This window comes from Enterococcus sp. DIV2371 (assembly GCF_050498525.1).
In the GTDB taxonomy this organism is placed as follows: Bacteria; Bacillota; Bacilli; order Lactobacillales; family Enterococcaceae; genus Enterococcus_B; species Enterococcus_B mangumiae.
In genome coordinates this window covers 185956-207731 of sequence record NZ_JBIPAJ010000001.1, presented here as the reverse complement: position 1 = coordinate 207731, position 21776 = coordinate 185956, and the positions used below count along the sequence as shown (strand labels likewise).

The following is a 21776-nucleotide window of genomic DNA, read 5'->3' as shown; positions in this document are numbered from 1 at the left end:
GTTTTATGATGACCTATTCTGAAAATTTTCAGAAAACATAAAGCATTTTAGCTATTCGTTTATCATTATATTCTAATTGGTATTCCCAGGATAAACACTATATACTACTAACTAAATTTTAAAAGAAATAAGGAGTTTACAAGATGCGCGATTTAACAAAAGGAAGCCCAGCCAAACTAATTTTGCTATTTACTGTCCCTTTATTGATAGGCAATGTGTTCCAGCAATTCTACAACATGGTTGACATGATCATTGTTGGACAAACCTTAGGGAAAAACTCACTTGCGGCTGTAGGAGCTACTGGTGGATTAACTTTCTTGATCATTGGTTTTGCCCAAGGATTAACAGCTGGTTTAGCTATTATTACCGCACAAAGATATGGTGCGAAGGACTTTCGTGGTTTGAAAAAGAGTTTTGCTGCAAGTGTCATGATTAGTGTAGTCGTTACTGTGATTTTAACTGTCCTTAGCTTAGTATTTATTCGTCCGATGCTCCAGTTGATGCAAACACCCGCTGATATCATTGATGAAGCACAAACATTCATCGTGATCATCCTATGGGGAATCTTCGCTGCCGTCAGCTTCAATTTGTTATCAAATGTTATTCGCGCACTTGGTGACAGCCGAACACCTTTACTCTTTTTGATTGTTGCAGTGATCATCAACGTTGTTTTGGATTTGGTCTTTATCATCAACTTCGGTATGGGTGTAGAAGGTGCTGCGATCGCAACAGTGATTGCACAAGTCGCTTCTAGTTTATTATGTGTCGTCTACATCAAGAAAAAAATCCCGATGCTTCAATTACGTAAAAAAGATTTTTCGTTTGATATGCAAGAGATCCGTACACATTTGAATGTGGCATTACCAATGGCTTTTCAATCATCGATCATCGCAATCGGTGCAATCGTATTACAATCTGCACTGAATAGCCTAGGTACAGATGTCGTTGCTGCCCAAGCTGCTGCTGGTCGTATCGATCAATTTGCGGTTCAACCAATGATGTCCTTCGGTATTGCGATGGCGACTTTTGCTGCGCAAAACTATGGCGCAAAACAATATGGTCGTATCTTAAAAGGTGTCCGTCAAACATTAGTCATGAGCATTGGCTTTAGTTTCTTAGCTGGTGCAATCGTCATTTTCCTTGGTCGTCCATTAGTGAGCTTGTTTGTTAGCCCAACTGAAACCGTCGTGTTTGATTTGGCACAAACCTATTTTAATATCAATGGCTCGCTTTACTGGATCTTAGCAATCTTGTTTATCTTGCGTTACACGTTGCAAGGTCTTGGACAAAGCAAAGTTCCAACGATTGCTGGTATGATGGAATTGATCATGCGTTCGTTCGCTGCAATCATTCTTACTGGACTTTGGGGCTACCCAGGAGCTGCTCTTGCTTCACCACTTGCTTGGGCTGGTTCTGTTGCCGTCTTGCTTTACTCTTATGTACGTGCGGTTAAACATTTGAAACAATTAGATGCTGAACAACAACAATTTCCAATTGAAAATGCTGAAATCAGCTATTAAATCCAAAAAAGTGTTCCTCCTATAATCAGGAAGAACACTTTTTTTCTATGGATTCGTTGGTAAAATCACCAAACTGAAATAGTCAATATGTGCATGATTATACTCCAAAACAGTGAATTGGAATTGTCCGATCGTAATCACTGTACCCGGCTCGATTTCTTTTTGATAGCTAGACATAAAACCCGCAAGAGTAATAAAATTGGTCTCTTCAAATTCCGGAACATCCTGGTTGAAGTAACGCTCAAAATCATCGAGGGTCAATTTTCCTGAAACAATATAACTACCATCTTCTTGTTTTGCAATCAACGCTTGATCAACGTCTGTTTCGTCTCGAATTTCACCGACGATTTCTTCTAAAATATCTTCGATCGTGACAAGTCCACTTGTTCCGCCATATTCATCCTTTAAGATTGCTATATGCTTTCCTCTTCTTCGCATGATCGTCAGTAATTTTTTGATTGGGATCGTTTCTGCTGTCACGATTGGCTCTTCAATCAATGACTCGACTGTGATCTGGTCATCTTCTAACGATTGTTTGATCAAAGCGGGCAAAGTGACGTATCCTAACACATTATCTTTAGAGCCTAAGATGACAGGGTATCGCGTGTGTCCTCGTTCAATCGATTCTTTGATTGCTTGTTCCACTGTATCCGAAACCTCAAAAACCTGCATAGAGGTACGATCCACTTGGATGTCTTTTGCCAACGTATCATCAAACTCAAAGACATTTTCTAAGTACTGGTATTCATCTTTTGTCAATTCACCTTGCTCGTAAGAATTGAGCGCAACTAACGTTAGTTCTTCTTGGGAAAGTGTTTCTTCTCCTTCCGATACTAACTTCACTCCTAGCAGTTTACCTAAACCTGCTGCCGAATGATTCAATACCCAGATGAAAGGAAACATCGCAAGATAAAAATAATGTAAAGGTCTAACCACAAACAAAACAACTTGTTCGGTATTGACGATACTATAACTTTTCGGCAAAAGTTCACCAACGACAACGTCGACATACGTGACAAGAATAAAACCTAATGCAACAGAGATCGTTGCACTGATTCCCCTACCAATCGGAAGTTGACCGATCCAAGGTTCTAACAACGCTGCCACAGAACCTTCACCAACCCACCCAATGATCAAACCAGTCAAAGTAATGCCTAACTGACTTGCAGATAAATAGTCATCTAAATGATGGGTCACATGTAACGCTAGTTTGGCGTTCTTCACACCGTCTTTTTCTAATTGCTCCAAGCGGGAACGTCTGATTTTTACTAAAGCAAATTCACTCGCAACAAAAAAAGCAGTGATTGCTATCATCAAAAATAATATTACAAAATTTAGTACCATTGATTTCGCCTCACTTTTCCATTTCAATTGTACAACTTTTCGTAAAAAGAGTATAACTAGGAGGCTTTTGATTTCTGCTTCTTCCACTAGATCACTCTAAATAATGGGAGGATTTATTCACTTGTGTCATTAGCATTCAATAGCTATTCAATAACAAGAAAATTTATAAATTAAGGTTTAAAATGTGCGCATGTGCTATGCTATTACGTGACAGTACAGTTTAATGACGGTGGCTATCCTTCGAAAGCGAGGTGGTGCGTATGCACATACTTTCTAAATCTTACGAAAGGAGACGCCTTTTGTCGGCACTCGATACAGTCCAATTGATGCTCAGCTTTGGTATGTTTACCATCGCTCTGATCACGTTGGTTGTAGCATTGCTTAACGACAAAAAGAAATAGCCGTCACTTTAGCAGGGGACTAGCTATTTCTTTTTAGAGATATTTAGATTTATACCACTGTTCTTTAAACAGCGCTGTCAAAGGGGAGTTGTTAGCGCAACTCCTCTTTTCACGTTTAGTATAGCATACTATCGACATGCTTACTAGATGAAGTTCTAGGGAAGATCCTCTGTCAGTTGGGCATTCAGTCTAAATTGATGCTCAGCTTTGGTATGTTTACCATTGCCCTGATCACGTTGGTGGTAGCATTGCTTAGAGACGACAAAAAGAAATAGCCGTCACTTTAACAGGGACTGGCTACTTCTTTTTAGAGATATTTAGATTTATACCACTGTTCTTTTAAACAGCGCTGTCAAAGAGGAGTTATTGTCGCAACTCCTCTTCTCAGTACTAGTATAAGTAGAGTACAATCTAACTCTTTATCTATTTATTTTTTCGTTCTTTCAACCATGTTTTTCTAGTCCCACCAATCAGCAATGGTACTGTTTCATGTTTGACTTCACTGTACTCTAAACCAAACCAAGTTTCTGGTGTCGTAGCGATTTTCTTGATGGCAAGTTTGGCTTGCATGATTTGGCGTTCCCATTTTCCAAGAGTCGTTACATTTGAAACCACTTCGTCGATCAAGATGAATTGGAAATCGCCAACTTCTCTTCCTGGAGTCAATGAATACGTCTGTGGTTGTTTTGGTAAACGTCCTTGTTTCATTAAATCGTGGATGATTTGGCGAACGTAGACATTGATTTCTTGTTGAACACGGAAGCCTAAGAACAGATTCACTTGAACAACAAAGTCAGTTCCCATCATATCCACTTGATACTCTTTCGTATAGGGTTCATCAGTTACTTCTACATGTACAAACCAATAAGCCTTCGCCCGCTTTGGCCGTTTGTCTAAAATGGAATACACAAACTGACGACCGACCTTCCCATCTGCCATATCCGGCACTAAGAAGACCACGTTTGTTTGATACATTGGTAACGTCTTATCGTCTTTCAATTCTCTAAGCTGTGGAATGTACTCTTTTAATTCCACTTCTTCTGCGACCGATTCACGAATGATATTCCCTTGTTCCCAAATAAACATCACTGCCAGAATAGCTAAAGCGATCAAAACAGCCACAAAACCACCGTGGAAAAATTTCACGACGCTGGAAATAAAGAAGACAACTTCGATCACACCAAAGAAAAAGGTGATCGTATGCGCCAACCATTTTGAATACCCACTTTGAAGCAGGTAGAAATAAAGCAATGCAGTCGTCATCAACATCGTCACGGTAATGGACAGTCCATAAGCAGCTTCCATATGATGCGAGGTTCTAAAAGTGACGACAACGAGTGAACAAGCAATCCATAAAATCAAATTCACTGCGGGAATATACATTTGTCCAATACTGCTTCCAGGATACATGATTTTCAATCGAGGTAATAATTTTAGTTTGATTGCTTCAGATACTAACGTAAATGAACCTGTAATCAAAGCTTGCGAAGCAATGACTGCGGCAACCGTTGCAAAGCCGACGCCTATCACTGTAAAACTTGCTGGCATCATTTGGAAAAATGGATTTAAATTCTCGATTGCTTGTGTTTCAGGATTTTGATATACATTGATCAGCCATGCTGCTTGTCCAAAATAATTCAATACTAAGCAGACTTTGATATACGGCCAACTCAAATGAATATTTCGTTTTCCGACATGTCCTAAGTCAGAATAAAGCGCTTCTGCCCCAGTAGTTGCCAAAAAGATATTCCCTAAGATGAATAAACCTAGCTTGCTGTCAGGGCTAAATAGCAACTGGATCGCATAATAAGGATTCAAGGCACGGATCACTGTCCAGTCTTGGCTGAAATTGAATAAGCCCATCGCGCCTAAAAATGTGAACCATAAAAACATAATAGGTCCAAATGCCTTACCCACCACTTCTGTACCAAAACGTTGGACCATGAACAAAACAAAAATAATCGCTAAAGTAATGATGACAATAATGTTCTGGTCATTCCCGAATCGATCAAAGAACACTGGGATCCCTCGCAAACCTTCGATCGCAGTCGTAACCGTTACAGCTGGTGTCAATACTCCATCTGCTAACAGTGCTGCACCACCGATCATCGCCGGTATGATTAGATATTTCCCACCTTTTCTGACCAAGGTATATAAAGAGAAGATACCACCTTCTCCATGATTATCTGCATTTAACGCGATTACGACATATTTGATTGTCGTTAATAATGTCAATGTCCAAAAAATCAATGAGACTGCTCCGATGACAAAATCCGGATTGATCCCTCGCAAGCCGCCATTATCCTCGACGATTGCTTTCATTACATAAAGTGGGCTTGTACCGATATCTCCATAAACAACCCCCATGGCGACTAATAATCCGGCCATCGAGATTTTTTTGGTGTTGTGCTTTGTTGTCACTTTTCCCCCTCATTTCTTCCATCGTGTGTATCCTAAATTCCACCTCATTATCCAAGGAATCAACCTTGGTGTCAATAAATTCGATAAAAATAACCCAGTCAACGATGCCGCCTTAAATAATCAGCCATGAAAGAGTAGAGACCTAAACAAACGAGTGCTCCAATCAATGAAGGAATAAGATAAAAACCACTGATAGCTGGTCCTAGTTCGCCAAGGACAAATTCTCCTAACCAACTCCCTAAGAAACCAATGATGACATTCCCAGAAACACCACCTGGCACATCTTCATTAAGAACAGCGCCAGCGATGAATCCCAATACTCCACCGACAATCAATGAAAATAAAAAATGGATCATTTTCATTCCTCCTTTTCCACTTTAAATAACTCAGTGTTTTTCAAGAAAATATAAATAGACCCTTGTTACTCCTGTATCAATTATAAAAAATAAGCGCACTACTTTTGAAAATACAAAATACTATTTTCGTAGCAGTACGCTTATTAAAAAACTTTTATCTTAACCTGTTGGGATTACTTCTTTTCTTCTTCGTTCAACATTGCTTTTCTTGAAAGGTTCACACGGCCTTGTTTGTCGATCTCTGTCACTTTTACAAGTACTTCATCGCCTAGCTTCACTACGTCTTCTACGTTGTTCACGCGTTCGTTAGCTAATTGAGAGATATGGACTAAACCGTCTTTGCCTTTGATCAAGTTGACAAACGCACCGAATTTTTCGATACGAACAACTTTACCCAAGTAAACTTCGCCAACTTTGACTTCTTTCGTCAAGTCTTCGATGATCTTGATTGCTTTTTGGATCATTTCTTTGTCAGAAGAAGCAATACTTACTTTACCGTCTTGATCGATATCGATCTTCACGCCAGTTTCATCAATGATTCCATTGATCGTGTCGCCACCTTTACCAATGACATCTTTGATTTTTGCAGGATCGATTTGGATCATTTCGATTTTCGGTGCATATTGGCTAAGCTCTTCACGTGGTGCAGCAATCGTTGAAGTCAATTCTTCTAAGATTTCCATACGCGCTTGTTTTGCTTGCGCTAATGCTTCTGTCAAGATTTGTTCCGTGATTCCTTGGATCTTGATATCCATTTGTAATGCTGTGATTCCATCTTTCGTTCCGGCAACTTTGAAGTCCATGTCGCCTAAATGGTCTTCTAGTCCTTGGATATCTGTTAAGATCGTATAGTTTTCACCATCAGAAACCAATCCCATAGCAATCCCAGCAACAGGTGCTTTGATCGGTACACCTGCATCCATCAAGGCTAATGTACCTGCACAGATACTTGCTTGAGAAGATGAACCATTTGATTCAAGTACTTCTGCCACTAGACGGATCGTGTAAGGAAACTCCTCATCTGAAGGGATCACTTGTGCTAAGGCACGCTCGCCTAATGCACCATGACCGATTTCACGACGTCCTGGAGATCCAGCGCGACCAGTTGAACCAACAGAAAATTGAGGGAAGTTATAGTGGTGGATGAATCGTTTGCTGACTTCCACACCTAGTCCATCAATGATTTGATGTTCTCCTAAAGGCGCTAATGTACAAGCTGAAAGTGCTTGTGTTTGTCCGCGAGTAAATAATCCTGAACCGTGAACACGTGGCAATAAGCCAACTTCTGAAGCTAACGGACGGATTTCGTCTAATTTACGACCATCAGGACGGATTTTATCGATCGTGATCAATTCACGAACAACATCTTTTTCAAGATCTTCTGTAATTTGTTTGACTTCTTTTGTTAATTGCGCTTCGTCTTCATGACCAGCAAATTTCTCTGCATAAGCTTCACGAATATCATGTTTCACTTGATCGATATTGTCTTCACGAGCTAATTTTTCTTCCGTCATGACTGCTTCTTTCATTGTGCTGTAAGAAGCATCAAAAATTTCTTTTTTCAACTCTGCATCAACTTGTAATAAAGAAACTTCCATTTTTTCTTTACCGATTGCTTGGACGATTTCTTCTTGGAATGCGACTAGTTCTTTGATTGCTTCGAATCCGAATAGTAATGCGCCTAACATATCTTCTTCAGATACTTCTTTCGCGCCACTTTCTACCATGTTGATTGCTTGCTTTGTACCAGCTACGCTCAACTCGATATCAGTTGCTTCTGCCTGTTCAACTGTTGGATTCAAGACATATTCACCATTGACACGACCCACTTCAACACCTGCGATCGGTCCATCAAATGGGATATCTGAAATGGATAAAGCAAGTGAAGAGCCTAACATCGCTGCCATTGCTGGTGAACAATCTGTTTCTACACTCATCACGATATTTGTGACTTGTACTTCATTACGGAAACCTTCCGCAAACATTGGACGAATCGGACGGTCGATCAAACGAGCTGTCAATGTCGCTTCCGTACTTGGACGACCTTCACGTTTGATAAATCCACCTGGGATCTTACCGGCTGCATACATTTTTTCTTCGTAGTTGATTGTTAATGGGAAGAAATCTGTATCTTTCGCTTCTTTTGAGGCAACTGCCGCACTTAATACAACGGTATCACCATAACGTACTAATACTGCTCCATTTGCTTGTTTGGCCAATTGACCAACTTCGATCTCTAAGGGACGTCCGCCCCATGTCGTTTTGAAAACTTGTTTTTCTGACATAAATACTCCTTTTCCTTCTCGTGAAAGCCAGACGCTACTAAACAAATGAAAACCGCGAAAGTGAGCTTTTGCACCTTTCATTTGGTTAGTAGGAGTCCATCGAGCTGATTCACAGAAATGTTTGATAGTTTAAAGTAAAAAAAGTGAGATTCACGTGAACCCCACTTTCTGTTAAAAATTAACGGCGTAAGCCTAGACGTTGGATCAATTCACGGTAACGTTGAACGTCAGTTTTACGTAAGTAAGCTAACAAGTTACGACGATGACCAACTTTTTTCATCAAACCACGGTATGAATGATGATCTTTTTTGTGAACACGTGCATGTTCGTTCAAGTGGTTGATTTCTTCAGTTAATACAGCGATTTGTACTTCTGGAGAACCAGTATCTCCTTCATGACGTGCGTAATCTTTGATGATTTCGTTTTTGCGTTCTTTTGAAATTGCCATTTCTTTCACCTCGTTTAATTATTCCCCTGTGACTGAGTAAAACGTTGGTGATTCGCTTAACCAAGTAACAGGACATATGCTTTAAACATACAGCTATACTTTACCTGAAACTTCCTAATAAATCAAGTGCAGAATCCTTAAGAAAATCTATCTAAGCGAACAATCAGACTACTACTTTTTTTAATTTATGGTAAACTATTAACCGAAAAGAGAGTGTTTAACAAGAAAGGGGTACATATTCCATGATCACAATGGATGATATCATTCGAGAAGGCAATCCAACATTACGTGAAGTCGCACAAGAAGTCGCTCTTCCACTTAGCGAGGAAGATCTCTTATTAGGAGAAGAAATGTTGGAGTTTCTTAAAAATAGTCAAGATCCAATCAAAGCAGAAGAATTGAATTTACGTGGCGGGGTTGGCCTAGCTGCGCCTCAGCTTGATATTTCAAAACGGATCATTGCCGTCCACGTACCAAATCCAGATCCAGAAATCACTGAACCAACTTTGAGTACAGTCATGTATAATCCAAAAATTTTGAGTCATTCTGTCCAGAATGCTTGCTTAGGCGAAGGGGAAGGCTGCTTGTCAGTCGATCGTGAAGTACCTGGTTATGTGGTACGCCACGCAAAAATCACGCTTTCGTATTATGACAAGAATGGGGAAAAACAAAAAATTCGTTTAAAGAATTATGAATCAATCGTGGTTCAACATGAAATCGACCATATCAATGGTGTGATGTTCTACGACCATATCAACGCTCAAAATCCATTCTCTTTAAAAGAAGGCGTATTGGTGATCGAGTAGTAAAGGATACTATCAAAAATAAACAGAGATTGGCAGTTCTACCTGCTTTTCTCTGTTTATTTTTCTGTCATCACCTATTTTGGCAACTCGTTTCTACTTATTTTTTGATTGATACATTGGAATATTCAAACTAACGGTAACTGTTTGTTTACCGACTGGTCCAATGATAGTTCTACCTTTCCCTCGTCGATCGACGTCTCTTAGTTTATTTCTTCTGTTGGGACCATTCCTGATTTTATACTTCGCATGTCTTGTTGCTATTTTTTGTAAGCTTTCTCTTTTTATCCCCTCTTTGACTCAAATCAAAACTAGTGGAGATGTTACTATCTAGAAATATTCATCGGCTGCTGTCTAGAGATGCGATGACTTGTCGGATCTGGTTTCTTTTTATTTGTCTGAAAACGTTGGAACAATGTTGAAAATTTTACTTTTTTGGCACTTTCTTGCTCTGGAATCCCCAATTTCAAGTATGAATATTCGGCTTTTTTAGCAAAGGGGTTCAATGAACGTAAAAAAGCAAAACAACTAGCTATATTTTTCTTCTTAGACTCTTCCCACGACACACTTTCTGTCTTTTCCGTTACGTTAACTTTCACTTGTTCAGATTGTTTCATTTTATTCGGCTTGATTGTTGTACGATTTTTAGCATCCTCCCACAACATATTCTGTTGGGTTTCCGTTACCCTATTTTTCATTTGATCAGATGGCTGTTTAGTTTGTTTCATTTTTTCCCTATTGATTGTTGTGAGTCTTTGAGCATGTATAACTGCATGTTCCCTTACAGATTTGAGACTAGACCTTTTTTCTTCAGTCCTTTCATTCTTTGTCTCCTTTGTTACTGTATCGGAATTTTTTTCTGTATCCACTTTTTTCGCTTTTTCAACAGTGCCTACTGTCTGTTTTTCTTTCTCATTTTTCTTCATTAATTCGATTTCTGAACGTTTATGTAGTTCTACTTCTATTTCTTGTTTTTTTTCTTCAAGTTTAGTGGCAACATGCTCTATCATTTCTTTTGCTATTGGAATGTTTATGTGAGGTAGTCGCTCTTTATATATTTGTATTTTACGAGTCAAATATGCTTTGGAACCTTCCAAATCAAATAGATCAAACGTTTGGATTCCTTGTCCTCCCCATGCACCTGGTGGTTCTATAATCTTACTATTTTTCTCTAGCAAAAATTTATCATATGTAGACGGGATACCTCCATTATTATCAAGCATTATCGGAATATATGGATCCTCAGAATAGAGATTGCGTATTCTCCAATACCAATTAGAACTGCTCAAAGCAGCATCAAATCCAGGCTTTTCAACCAGTTTCCCTTTACGGTATAGATAAAAATGAAAAATATGATCCAAGTTTTTATTTTGTTCGATATTCTTTCCTTTCAAAGCATCGAGAAATCGGCGACGCATTTCTGTCATCGCTTCCCGATACTTTGGTTTCCAAGTAGGTGTTACTGGGGTATCTTTATCTAAAGAAAAAATATCCGTTCGGCAATTAAATAGTATTGTTTTTAACGAAGCTTCGATTTCATTGACTCCACAATTAGTCGTCGTTTGCTCTTTCATTTCTATAGCTGGTATGGGGATCGTTTTATTGCTAGTTGAAAGTTTCGCAAGTTCATTGAATATGTAATATGGCGCCTTCTGCCAGCTATCACGTTCCTGAAAGAATAATTCGCCTAACTCCTTACTATTGTTTGCAGGAATTTCAAAATATGAAGCAGTGTATCCATCAAATAAGCGCTGCTTATCCACCTTTAGAACGATAAACTGTTCATCTTTTTTATATACTGTAAACCCGCAAACATGAGCGAGCTCTTTCCTATAGTCCCCAGGAAAGAAAAATACTGGAACGAGCACAAAATCTGTCGGATCATTATTCTTCAGCTTTTCAAACATATTTTTTATACTTTCACTTTCTTGAGAATCATAAACGGAAAGTGTATTTTTTAAGGAATTGATGATTTTATGTTTGTGATCTTTTTCTATAAAAAATTCGTCTTGATCACTTTCGATCATTTTTATATAAGTTGAGAACAACAAACGATTATCCCCTATATTAAAATCAGTTTCGCTTCCTTTCAATGACAAAGCTTCTGCAAGCATCTCTACTCTTTCTTTAAAATCATTGCTGTTTTCATTCATCGTTTTATCTGACATCTCGTCCTCCAAATTTTTGTTTGATCGCATTACTTTATCCTCGCTTTTTTCATCTTAAACGAGGATAAAGTTTCGGTTAATCAACGTTCCACCATTGTCTTGTGCGGATATTTTGTTGCTTGTTGAAATTCAGGTTTCTTTCCATGTTTAGTTGGTCGAAAACAATTTAATAATGTGGCCATTCTAAATTTTCTTTCATGTGTTTTTTCACTGATTATATTTTTTGTAGCCATATCTGTTCTTTTTTTAAACGGACGCTTGATACGTGATAGAATATCACTAAAACAACTGGTCTTCTTTTTAACTTCATCACTGGTTTTCACTATGTGATCATTTAGTTCTGTACTCCTGAGTTGATACGTTTGTCTTCGTTCAATTGATTGATTTGTAGCATGTTCAAGTAGTACACTGATTGTTTTTGGGGGATGATTTATTTTCTTCCCCCCTAGTGTTTGAGGTGTATTTATTTCAAATGAAACGCTTAAATTCTCAAATGACTTAAGTCTCTCCGTGAATGGTTGGAGGTGCTCTTTCTTATTTTTGATGATTTTCTCCTCAGCTAAAGGATTTTTTGTACTATTGATGTCATTTGATTTTTCATTCGAATTCACTGAGGTTACTACTACCTGGTCATCTTTTACTAATACCCTCGCTTTTTGCGGCTCGCCCTTATCTATGACAGTGAATGCTCGATGAACTGTTTTCGACACTTCACGTTGATTTTTCAGTACTTCTACAGCTATCTTCTGCTTCCTTATAACAGTTTGACTCTTCACATGTGAAACTTCATTTATTCTTTGGGACTCTAGCGTATCTTGTTTCGTAACTACGCGCTTCGGTTCCTCAAGGTCGTCACTTGGCACTTTCTTGACAGATTGAATTGCTATCGAATTTACCGGCTCCTCTACATTCATCAAGGACTTCTTGATTCTTGAGTTTTCTTCATATTTCTTCCAAAATCCTAGCTGCGCTTCCCACGGAATCTTTACTACTCGATTGTCTCTAGTGAATAACACTTTTTCTTTAAAGCGATCCCAATTTCGATAAAGATAGCGAAGGTCACTGCCTGTGCTATTTTCTTTTTTATGTACAACGTCAAACATATTTACAGAGTCTAATGGGAAATAAATGAGCATATCTGACGTGGCAGCCGCCATTTCGAGTCCTATTTTCCGCCCTTTAGTTGCAAATTTCTCTCGTATCTCGGCTTTTGTATACCTTTGATATTCCTCAAGATTATTGGGATCGAAAATTGTTTTCAACTGAAGTTTTTCCTGTGCTTGTGACGCTTGATCGTATTTTTCCAATAATGGAAAATCGTTTTTATTTGCGACAAATCTTGACCAGTTCTCCAAAAAATACTTAAATTCTTCCTTATCCCTTGCCCCTTTAACTCTTTCAAAAATTGTATCTACAACTAATTCGCTATATCTATCTATATTCAATTCAACTTTTGTTCTGTCTTGAACATTTTTTATGAGCAATTGATTGTTGCCAAGCATCTCTCGTGCTTCTGGCGTCCCATAAACAAGTATTGTTTTTTCAATACGATTGATGTTATTGAGTTTGCCGATGTGATCTTTCTGGCATGACTTCCATCGTTCTGGCTCTTGTTCCCAAGGTGGAGCAACTCTTTGGCCATTTTCAAAAAAAACAAGCTCCGCTTTGATTCGGTTTCGTTGATGATATAACTCCCGTAAGCTGATATCGAATACATCATTTCGTTCCCCATTGATTGTCTGATCGATTTGTTTAATACGGGAATCCAATGGCACCCAAATTTCAAAATCCTCATATATTTTTGAGATTGCAATGAAAATGGATTCTGCACGATTGCTCAATGATAGTTGGATACCGTTATCTATATATTCCACTAGCATTTGATTTCCAAAACTTTTTGTCCGCTCATAACTTTGCCATTCTTCACCCCATTTTGATGAGTATAGATCTTTCAAACGTAATCCTACCTCTGAACTTAGTATCTGGCTGAACGGTCTCCAAAAACTGTGCAACCTTATTTTATTTTTTAGTTCAGAAATAACTGTAGGTGACTGTATGAAACTTTCCCTAAAAAAGACACTTTTTAAGAGACTATATAATTCATCTGTATAAATCTTAGGATCGTAGGGAAAATAAGCTTCACGATTCGTTAGACTATCCAGCTTTTCTACTAATCGTACTTTTTCTTGAGCTTCCCCAAAAATAACCACTTTTTGCAAACTTGAGTTCTCAGGAAAAATTGGGGGAAGCTTCTCCTTTTTAGCTAAAGACTGAATAGTAATCAATGACGCTGAATCTTCTTTCCCCACCTCTTTTCTTCGTTGTATTTCCTCTCTGATTTCTTGATTTTTAACTTCCCAAGCAGAAATTCTACGTTGCTCGATTTCTTTTGCTACTGGTATTTTAATGAACGGTAGTCGTGAATTGAGAATGTCGATGGTTCTCTGATTAGAAACCACTGTTTCTCTCAATAAATCAAGTTCGAGCTCTTTTAGTTTATAGCCATGCAAACTACCTAAAGGATCAATTTTCTTTTTAAGATTTTGTTTTAGTTCCTCTTCATCCATACGCGGAAGTTTTATGTTACCTTTTTGTATTTCTACAATATAAGGATCATATTTAAAGAGAAATTGGATTCTTTGGTACCACCAAGTTTTCTTTCTATCGATACCTGGTAAAGGATATTCACCATTTTGCGTTTTTCGACATAAATAATAGCCAAAAACATGATCCACCTGTTGATTCCATTCCGGATTGGGTCCCTTTACAGCAGTTGCAAATCTTTCACGCATCTCTAAAGTGGTTTTTGGACGTTTCGGATGCCATTTCGGTTTTACTATTTGATTATCACCAAGAGAAAAAATATCATTTCTACAATTGAACAGAACTGTCCGTAAAGTCGCTTCAATTTCTGTTACTGTACAATTACCCACCAATTGTGTTTTCATCGATATACCTGGAATTGATGTTATATCGCTATTTGAAAGAGTCATAAGATCTTCCAATACAGAAACTGCTTGTCGATATTCTTGGCTACGCTCTATAAAAAAAAGCTGGCTTAGTTCGTTGATTTGTGTTGCAGGCACCTTAAAATAATATACGTCATGATCATTAAAAAAATTGGCTTTGTCCACACCCATCACGATAAACTCATCATTTTTTTTATAAACGACTAAGCCGATCGCATGATAGGCCGCTTCATCCTCATTTCCCAAGTAACATTTAGATGGAATAAGTATAAAATCAGTTGGATCATTATTACCCAGCTTTTCAAATACTTCTTGCAGCTGCTCTGGCTTTTCGTGTTGATAAAATGATTTGCTTCGTTCCAATGATCGGATAATTTTTTCTTTGTTTTCTTTTTCAGTAAAAAATTCATCTTGATCATTCTTCAACATTTGGATATACGTTGAAAAGAGTAACGGATATCCTCCATTACGACCAAAGTCTTGATCATCGTTTTTTAGAGATAATGTCAAAGCTAGCATTTCTATTCTTTTTTTTAAATCATTCGCCGATTCATTCTGTGTTTGATTTAACATAGGAGACCTCCAATTAGTCGTTATTTTTCATCTGTTTGTTTCAATTGTATCTACGCATATGTATGATTTGATTTTAAGTCAGCGACAATGCTCCTTTACACTGATTCTTTGTTTACTTTGCGAGCGAATAGTTGTCTGGGCATATCCTTTTATTTGCTTAAAATCTTTTTTATCCTTAGGCGTACACGCTTCTTTTTGAGTTGCACTTCTCGACTTAGGCTTATATGTCGCCCATAATTTAGGATCATCTTCCCATGGAGGAGGGACAAATTTTTTGTTTTCGATAAAGACGACTTGCTGCTTGAATCGCTCCCAGTTTCGATACATGTATCGGAGTTCACTTCCAGTAATACTGGAGACTTTTTTGACTACTCTTAAGTCACAAAGTTCATCTCGCAGAAAGATAATCGTTATATTTCCAGTCAACAAAGTAAGTTCTAGCCCTATTTTGCAACCTTTTTTTATGAAGTGTTGCCTGATCTCTGGACAATCAAATTGAGTATAGTCTTCTGAAATGACTTTTTTAAAAATATTTTTTAATTGGAATTTTTCAATCGTCTTTGTAACGCGATAATAGGTTTCCCACAATGGTAAATAGCGGTCTTTTTCAGGTATGTAATAAATCCAATTACTAAAAAATTCTTCTCTACTTTTTTCTGTAGGACAATGTTTTAACTGTTCAAAAATACTCTCCATTAAAATATCATTATACTTATCGATATTAAAATCATTTATCTCCTTATAGTTGAAGTGCTTCAGTAAAACCTGATCTTCATAGTTAAAGTGGATACGTGCTACTCGTAAGCCGTAGATTAGAAGATTCCTTTCAGAAGTGGAAATATTCGATGATTTTCTCCAATCATTCTCTACACAACGTCTCCATAATCTAGCATTTCTTCCCCTTTCCCAAGGAGCTGGGACGATTTGTCCATTCTCCCAAAAGACAATTGAAGCTTTGAGCTTATCTTTTTCATGATATAAACTGCGTAACGTAAAATCTGTATACCCGTTTTGCTTCCCTTCGATCGTCGCTGAAAAATTTCCACAATAAGAATCTAGAGGCATCCAGATGACAAGATCACTTCGCTTTTTCGCAACTTCAATCATTAATAATTCTGTGTTTTTTAATAATTGCATTCGTAAACTATACATCAATGTATTCTTCAGTGGATGATTGGCAAATTGTTCCGTTTCCTTGTATTGTTGATACTCCTCAAGATACTGTTCCGAGTAGATCCTGTGTAACTGAAACCTTGGATCATCAATCATGATGGCTTGGATATCTTCCCATAGTGGATAGTTGCTTACTTCTTTTATTTGGTCAATCAACTCTTTAGATTGAAGAGTGAAATTCTCAAAAGGTTGTTGGATCAGATGGTCGACCAGCTCTTCCGTATAGACTAATGGATCATACGGATTTGTTTTTTTCCTTAGTTCTCTATCATCCAGCTGTTGTTCTAAATTACTTTCATCTACTCCAAAGCAAAGAATTATTTTTTGACTTGTTCCTTGAAGCATTTTTTCCCTTCTTTCAATAAAAGTATTTGTAGCTTTTCTGTTCAGTATAGTTAACATTTTGCCATCGCATCAATCAATTATTTTATAAATAAAGAAAAAATGAGATTGAGGCAGAAGTAAAAACACTTCAATCTCAATCTCATAAAATAAATTATTGATTCTCTTCGAACAAGATGCCCGCTTCTGCTAATCCTTGTTTGATTTGTTGCAATACTTGCTCATTTGAATAACGTATTGTATGCAAATGGATTCCATCTGTTAATTCAGACAATAACGAAGCCTGACTTTTCCGATAACGTTTCATAAATGAACGAATATCTTCTTCCGTCTTGATATGAAGCATTCCTGTCAGTTCGCCATATAGCGGATGCTCAACGATGACATCTAAGATTTCTCCACCGTGGGCCACGATCAATTGCAGCTCTTCTTCTGTTTGTTCCCGTTGGTGTTGTACCGCAATTTTACTGATAAGTCCTGCTTGATCTTGTTCATCTTCCAGAAGATACCCTCTGGCCGTTGCCACGATTCCTTCTCCTGCCGCTCGTAATAACGCAATATCGCCTACGATGATTTGTCGACTGACACCAAAGCGTGTGGCAAACTTACTGGCACTGACAGGCTTATCTGCATTGGCTAGTGTTTCAATGATTTCTTTTCGGCGAGTTTCTCCTTCAATCATCGCTCTACTCCATTCGTTTATTTTGATAGTTTCGTGAGTGCTTCATGATATCTGCATAAGTAGCTAAGATCGTCTCACTGTATTCTGGTGTTTTTAACCAACTGGCAACTTTATCCAGTACTTGTTGTTCTCTTTTTTCATCGTAAACTGCTTGATTCGTCGCTTGTTTCACATCGGCGATCTTTGTGACCGCAGACATTCTCTTTTCAAGTAGTTCTACAAGTTGGTGGTCGATTTGATCAATCGATTGTCTTAACTCCTCTAATGACTCCTCAGGCATTGGCTCATCGATTCGTTTGATGATCCGTGCCGGATTTCCAGCAATGACTACATTATCTGGAAAAGATTTGGTAACGACTGCTCCTGCGCCAACAACAACATTGTCTCCTAAAGTCACTCCCGGTGTGATGATCACGCCACCACCTAACCAAACATTGTTGCCGATCTCGATTGGTTTCGCAAATTCTAACCCGCTATTTCGTTTCACTGGATGCAACGGATGCGTGGCAGTATAAAGTTGAACGTTTGGGGCAAACATGCAGTTGTCACCAATTTTGATCGTACTGACATCCAAAAATGTACAGTTGAAGTTCGCATAAAAATTCTCACCTACGTAAATATTATAGCCATAATCAAAATTGATCGTCGGCTCCATATAAATTTTCTCGCCGGTAGCGCCAAATGTTTCTTTCAGCAATTGGCTGCGAAGTTCACTTGTTTCCGCTTGGTTGATGATCTGACTTTGACTACGAGCAAACTTTCGATCTGCTGCCAATTCCGGATCACCTGCAAAATAAAGTTCGCCTGCAATCATTTTTTCTTTTTCTGTTTTAGCTGTCATCTTACACTCTCCTGTACTTTTTTGAATACCTTCGTTCCATCTGTTTGGACAAATCCATACATCTCTGATAGATATACAGGGGTTTGATTGATTACTAACAGCTTCGCATGAGGCGCACGAAACTGGATCAAATCACAAAAAGGATGGACTTGAAAACTTGTTCCTATGATCACGATCAAGTCCGCTTGATTAACGGCAAAAGTGGCTTGATCCAATACTTCATCTTGGAACCCTTCCCCATATAACACAATATCTGGTCGAATCTGTCCACCACATCGTTGGTGTTTGTCACTGATGAGATAATCACGCCAATCAACCGCTTGATGGCAGTTTCGACAATAACAATGATACAGATTCCCATGAAAATTAACTAGTTTTTTACTTCCTGCTTTCTCATGCAGGCCATCGATATTTTGCGAAACGACCCATACTTCTTTTTCTTTACCCAACTCGACGATTTCTCGATGGATGATATTGGGTTGAGCTTCGGGATGATAAAGATGTTTGAGAAACGAATAAAATTTCTCTGGTTCTTCGTCCATTGCTTGATGACTCAATAAGTATTCTGGACGATCAATTCCTTGGTAGACACCTGTTAGCGAACGGTAATCGGGGATGCCTGAAGGTGTGGACACACCTGCCCCAGTTAGAAAAGTCAGCTTTTGACTTTCAATAATGGCTGTTGCTGCTTCTTCAATTGTTTGTTCCAACATTTGTACCTCACCTCTCTTCTATTATAATCGAAATAAAACAAATCGTACCCTTAATCGAATGAAAATCCAAAGATATTTTTTGAGAAAATACTCACAAACATCACTGACAAAACAATGAAAACGTGCTACAATACCAATGATCTGTATATTTTGAGTATGAAACGAGGTGAATCAATATGGTCGCATTCTTGATTTATTGGGGCGTTATTTTAGCATGTATCGCTTGGTTAGCATTAAGTATTTATTTCTCTATCTTCTATTTCGCTCGTAAAGAAAATGGAAATCTATGGGCATTTGCCTTTTTCAATGTATTAGCAGCAATTGTTCTAGCAATTACGTTAGTGGTATATCGTACATGGGGCTGGGGGATCACACAATATTCTAGCTTGATCTATCTTGTTTTAGCTATTTATGGAGTAACCGTTATTTTGCAAGCGATTCTAGGTCGTGAACCTAAAAAAGCTGCTGCTTAAATGCTCCTTTCAAATAAAACAGTAAACAGACTGAGCGTTGAGCCAGTCTGTTTTTCGTTATTTTACTCTCTTTCAAGAATTGCATAAAATGCATAATTATTCTTTTTTCCGAAACATTCTAGTTTTCTCTTTTCATGAAAAAAATTAAATAAACAGAATATTTCTTTGTTTATCAACTTTTTTCTGTAAAAACGTAGTTTCTCATTGACAAAGACGCTACTCTGTCGTAGACTATTTTTTGTATAAATAACTGAATACGAGATGCCTCAATCAATGAGGTAGAGGTCGCGAGAATCATTAAACCTGTGGAGTGAAGCAAACATGTGGAAGCAGGGCTAGGGAGGATCGCCGAAATGTGCTTTTTTTTGCTTAAAAAGTATGTTGGGACGTAAGTTAACAGCTTACGGACTGTCTTAGCAGTGATGCTAAGTTGCGCTATGTTTTGTGAGAGGTTTATCACTCTGTGAAATTTAGCGGCCCTTTTGTACCTACAAAGCGGTCGTTTTTTATTTCTCCTTGATAAGCAACTGCAATGCATGTATTCGACCACTCGTGTCAAGGCACTTTGGTTATCAGCCAAAGAAGCTGAGCGAACGTTGGTCTTATCAGCATATGTCTGAAGGACGACGTGCGTGAACAAACAAAAAGGAGAAGACAGATGAAAAAAAATTCAGTTACACTCACTCTAATCTTTACGTTTATTCTATCGATCTTTAGCTTGACCACTATGGTCAATGCAGATGATAAAACACCGAGCGATCAATTCCGTGTTGGAATGGAAGCCGGTTATGCACCTTTTAACTGGTCACAACAAACAGATGCAAATGATGCCTATCCAATTCAAGGACAAAACAGTTTTGCCGGCGGATACGATGTACAGATCGCCAAAAAAGTAGCCGAAGGGTTAGGCAAAGAACTAGTCATTGTCCAAACGAAATGGGACGGTTTACCACCTGCCCTTCAATCTGGAAAGATCGACGCAATCATTGCCGGAATGAGTCCAACGGCAGAACGCCAAAAAGAAATCGACTTTACTGACCCTTATTATGAATCAGAACTTGTGATCGTCGTCCAAAAAGACGGGAAATTTGCGAATGCAACCAGCTTAGAAGATCTTTCTGGAGCAAAAATCACCGCACAATTGAACACTTTCCACTACAACGTGATCGACCAAATCCCAGAAGTGGATAAACAACAAGCAATGGATAACTTTTCAGCAATGCGGACAGCACTTGCTTCTGGAATGATCGACGGTTATGTCAGTGAACGTCCTGAAGGCGTGACTGCAACAAGCGTCAACCCCGATTTAAAAATGCTCGAACTTGACGAAGCAAATGGCTTCCAAACAAATCCTGAAGACGTTCAAATAGCTGTAGGCATGCGTAAAGGTGATCCTGATCTCCAAAAAGTCAATCAAATCTTAAGTGGTATCTCGCATGATGATCGCATCGCCATCATGGACCAAGCAATCGAAGACCAACCTGCTTCAACGGATGGCGATGCAGAAGAAACCGGCTTGTTCCATGACTTTAAAACGATTTGGGACCAATATGGCAATATGTTCTTACGCGGAGCTGGCTTAACGCTCTTTATCGCGTTGATCGGTACAGTTGTAGGAACAACATTAGGTTTATTGATTGGTGTCTTTCGTTCGATTCCTGAAGCTGACAATAAAGTGACACGCTTCTTCCAAAAAGTAGCTAACTTCTTATTATCTGTTTATATCGAAGTCTTTCGTGGCACACCGATGATGGTTCAAGCGATGGTCATCTTCTATGGATTGGCTTTAGCCTTTGGTATTTCTCTTGATCGTACGATTGCTGCTTTGTTCATCGTTTCGATCAATACAGGTGCGTACATGACTGAAATCGTACGTGGTGGGATTTTTGCAGTAGATGGCGGTCAATTTGAAGCAGCTCAAGCTATCGGTATGACCCATAGTCAAACGATGCGTAAAGTAGTGATTCCGCAAGTGTTGAGAAATATTTTACCGGCTACTGGTAATGAGTTTGTTATCAATATCAAGGACACCGCAGTATTAAGTGTTATCGGTGTAGCAGATCTATTCTTCCAAGGAAACTCTGCATCTGGTGCCAACTTCCAATTCTTCCAAACATTTACGATCGTCGGGATCATCTACTTGATCATGACTTTCACGATCACAAGAATCCTACGTGTGATCGAGAAGAAAATCGATGGACCTACTGCGTATACGAAAATTGAAGAAGTCAACAATGCGAACCTACAGGAATAAGGAGGCAGTC

Annotated in this window: 16 protein-coding genes, 1 pseudogene and 1 riboswitch; of the genes and pseudogenes, 6 read left to right on the top strand and 11 right to left on the bottom strand. The window is 38.4% G+C overall.

Features of this window, described 5'->3' with window-relative positions; genetic code table 11:
* Positions 1–143: 143 nt before the first annotated feature.
* On the top strand, positions 144–1520 hold the full coding sequence (locus tag IGL24_RS01005; RefSeq protein ID WP_206854407.1) for an MATE family efflux transporter: 1377 nt from the start codon (positions 144–146) through the stop codon (positions 1518–1520).
* A 45-nt stretch (positions 1521–1565) separates the two neighbouring features.
* On the opposite strand, the gene IGL24_RS01000 is transcribed toward IGL24_RS01005, so the two are convergent.
* Positions 1566–2864 (bottom strand): hemolysin family protein, encoded by a 1299-nt coding sequence (locus IGL24_RS01000; RefSeq protein ID WP_207699268.1) that lies wholly within the window; start codon positions 2862–2864, stop codon positions 1566–1568.
* A gap of 260 nt (positions 2865–3124) precedes the next feature.
* Here IGL24_RS01000 and pepG1 point away from each other — a divergent pair, with 260 nt between their 5' ends.
* Both pepG1 and IGL24_RS00990 read left to right on the top strand, forming a co-directional pair.
* Complete coding sequence (pepG1, locus tag IGL24_RS00995; protein WP_207114881.1) at positions 3125–3265, top strand: type I toxin-antitoxin system toxin PepG1; 141 nt, start codon at positions 3125–3127, stop codon at positions 3263–3265.
* Between the two features lie 197 nt (positions 3266–3462).
* Positions 3463–3540: pseudogene (locus IGL24_RS00990) on the top strand (putative holin-like toxin); the annotation flags it as partial.
* A 148-nt stretch (positions 3541–3688) separates the two neighbouring features.
* Here the strand turns inward: IGL24_RS00990 and IGL24_RS00985 are convergent.
* From IGL24_RS00985 to rpsO, 4 genes are all read right to left on the bottom strand, one after another.
* The gene (locus IGL24_RS00985; RefSeq protein ID WP_347564917.1) at positions 3689–5686 is read right to left on the bottom strand and encodes a KUP/HAK/KT family potassium transporter; all 1998 of its coding nucleotides are present in this window, start codon (positions 5684–5686) and stop codon (positions 3689–3691) included.
* A 98-nt stretch (positions 5687–5784) separates the two neighbouring features.
* Entirely contained in the window at positions 5785–6042 is a 258-nt protein-coding gene (locus tag IGL24_RS00980; RefSeq protein ID WP_206854416.1) for a GlsB/YeaQ/YmgE family stress response membrane protein, read from the bottom strand.
* Positions 6043–6215: 173 nt separating this feature from the next.
* On the bottom strand, positions 6216–8327 hold the full coding sequence (gene pnp / locus IGL24_RS00975) for a polyribonucleotide nucleotidyltransferase (protein ID WP_206854420.1): 2112 nt from the start codon (positions 8325–8327) through the stop codon (positions 6216–6218).
* A gap of 178 nt (positions 8328–8505) precedes the next feature.
* A complete protein-coding gene (rpsO, locus tag IGL24_RS00970) occupies positions 8506–8775 on the bottom strand; it encodes a 30S ribosomal protein S15 (protein ID WP_010734375.1) in 270 nt (89 codons plus the stop codon).
* Between the two features lie 242 nt (positions 8776–9017).
* Here rpsO and def point away from each other — a divergent pair, with 242 nt between their 5' ends.
* The gene (gene def / locus IGL24_RS00965; RefSeq protein ID WP_206854423.1) at positions 9018–9581 is read left to right on the top strand and encodes a peptide deformylase; all 564 of its coding nucleotides are present in this window, start codon (positions 9018–9020) and stop codon (positions 9579–9581) included.
* A 323-nt stretch (positions 9582–9904) separates the two neighbouring features.
* Here the strand turns inward: def and IGL24_RS00960 are convergent, their stop codons facing one another.
* From IGL24_RS00960 to IGL24_RS00935, 6 genes are all read right to left on the bottom strand, one after another.
* Positions 9905–11746: a hypothetical protein gene (locus IGL24_RS00960; RefSeq protein WP_207114878.1), complete on the bottom strand. Its 1842-nt coding sequence runs from the start codon at positions 11744–11746 to the stop codon at positions 9905–9907.
* Positions 11747–11826: 80 nt separating this feature from the next.
* Positions 11827–15288: a hypothetical protein gene (locus IGL24_RS00955; RefSeq protein WP_429968373.1), complete on the bottom strand. Its 3462-nt coding sequence runs from the start codon at positions 15286–15288 to the stop codon at positions 11827–11829.
* 78 nt (positions 15289–15366) lie between these two features.
* A complete protein-coding gene (locus tag IGL24_RS00950; protein WP_207114876.1) occupies positions 15367–16806 on the bottom strand; it encodes a hypothetical protein in 1440 nt (479 codons plus the stop codon).
* A 151-nt stretch (positions 16807–16957) separates the two neighbouring features.
* Entirely contained in the window at positions 16958–17485 is a 528-nt protein-coding gene (locus IGL24_RS00945; protein WP_206854431.1) for a transcription repressor NadR, read from the bottom strand.
* A 4-nt stretch (positions 17486–17489) separates the two neighbouring features.
* The gene (locus tag IGL24_RS00940) at positions 17490–18326 is read right to left on the bottom strand and encodes a chorismate mutase (protein ID WP_207114875.1); all 837 of its coding nucleotides are present in this window, start codon (positions 18324–18326) and stop codon (positions 17490–17492) included.
* Positions 18323–19039 (bottom strand): NAD-dependent protein deacylase, encoded by a 717-nt coding sequence (locus IGL24_RS00935; RefSeq protein WP_207114874.1) that lies wholly within the window; start codon positions 19037–19039, stop codon positions 18323–18325. The genes IGL24_RS00940 and IGL24_RS00935 overlap by 4 nt, the downstream gene beginning before the upstream one ends.
* A gap of 176 nt (positions 19040–19215) precedes the next feature.
* Here IGL24_RS00935 and IGL24_RS00930 point away from each other — a divergent pair, with 176 nt between their 5' ends.
* Together IGL24_RS00930 and IGL24_RS00925 are read left to right on the top strand one after the other, a co-directional pair.
* Positions 19216–19512: a hypothetical protein gene (locus IGL24_RS00930; protein ID WP_206854438.1), complete on the top strand. Its 297-nt coding sequence runs from the start codon at positions 19216–19218 to the stop codon at positions 19510–19512.
* A gap of 271 nt (positions 19513–19783) precedes the next feature.
* Positions 19784–19958: riboswitch (Lysine riboswitch) on the top strand.
* 212 nt (positions 19959–20170) lie between these two features.
* Entirely contained in the window at positions 20171–21766 is a 1596-nt protein-coding gene (locus IGL24_RS00925; protein WP_207699270.1) for an ABC transporter permease subunit, read from the top strand.
* Positions 21767–21776: the final 10 nt, after the last annotated feature.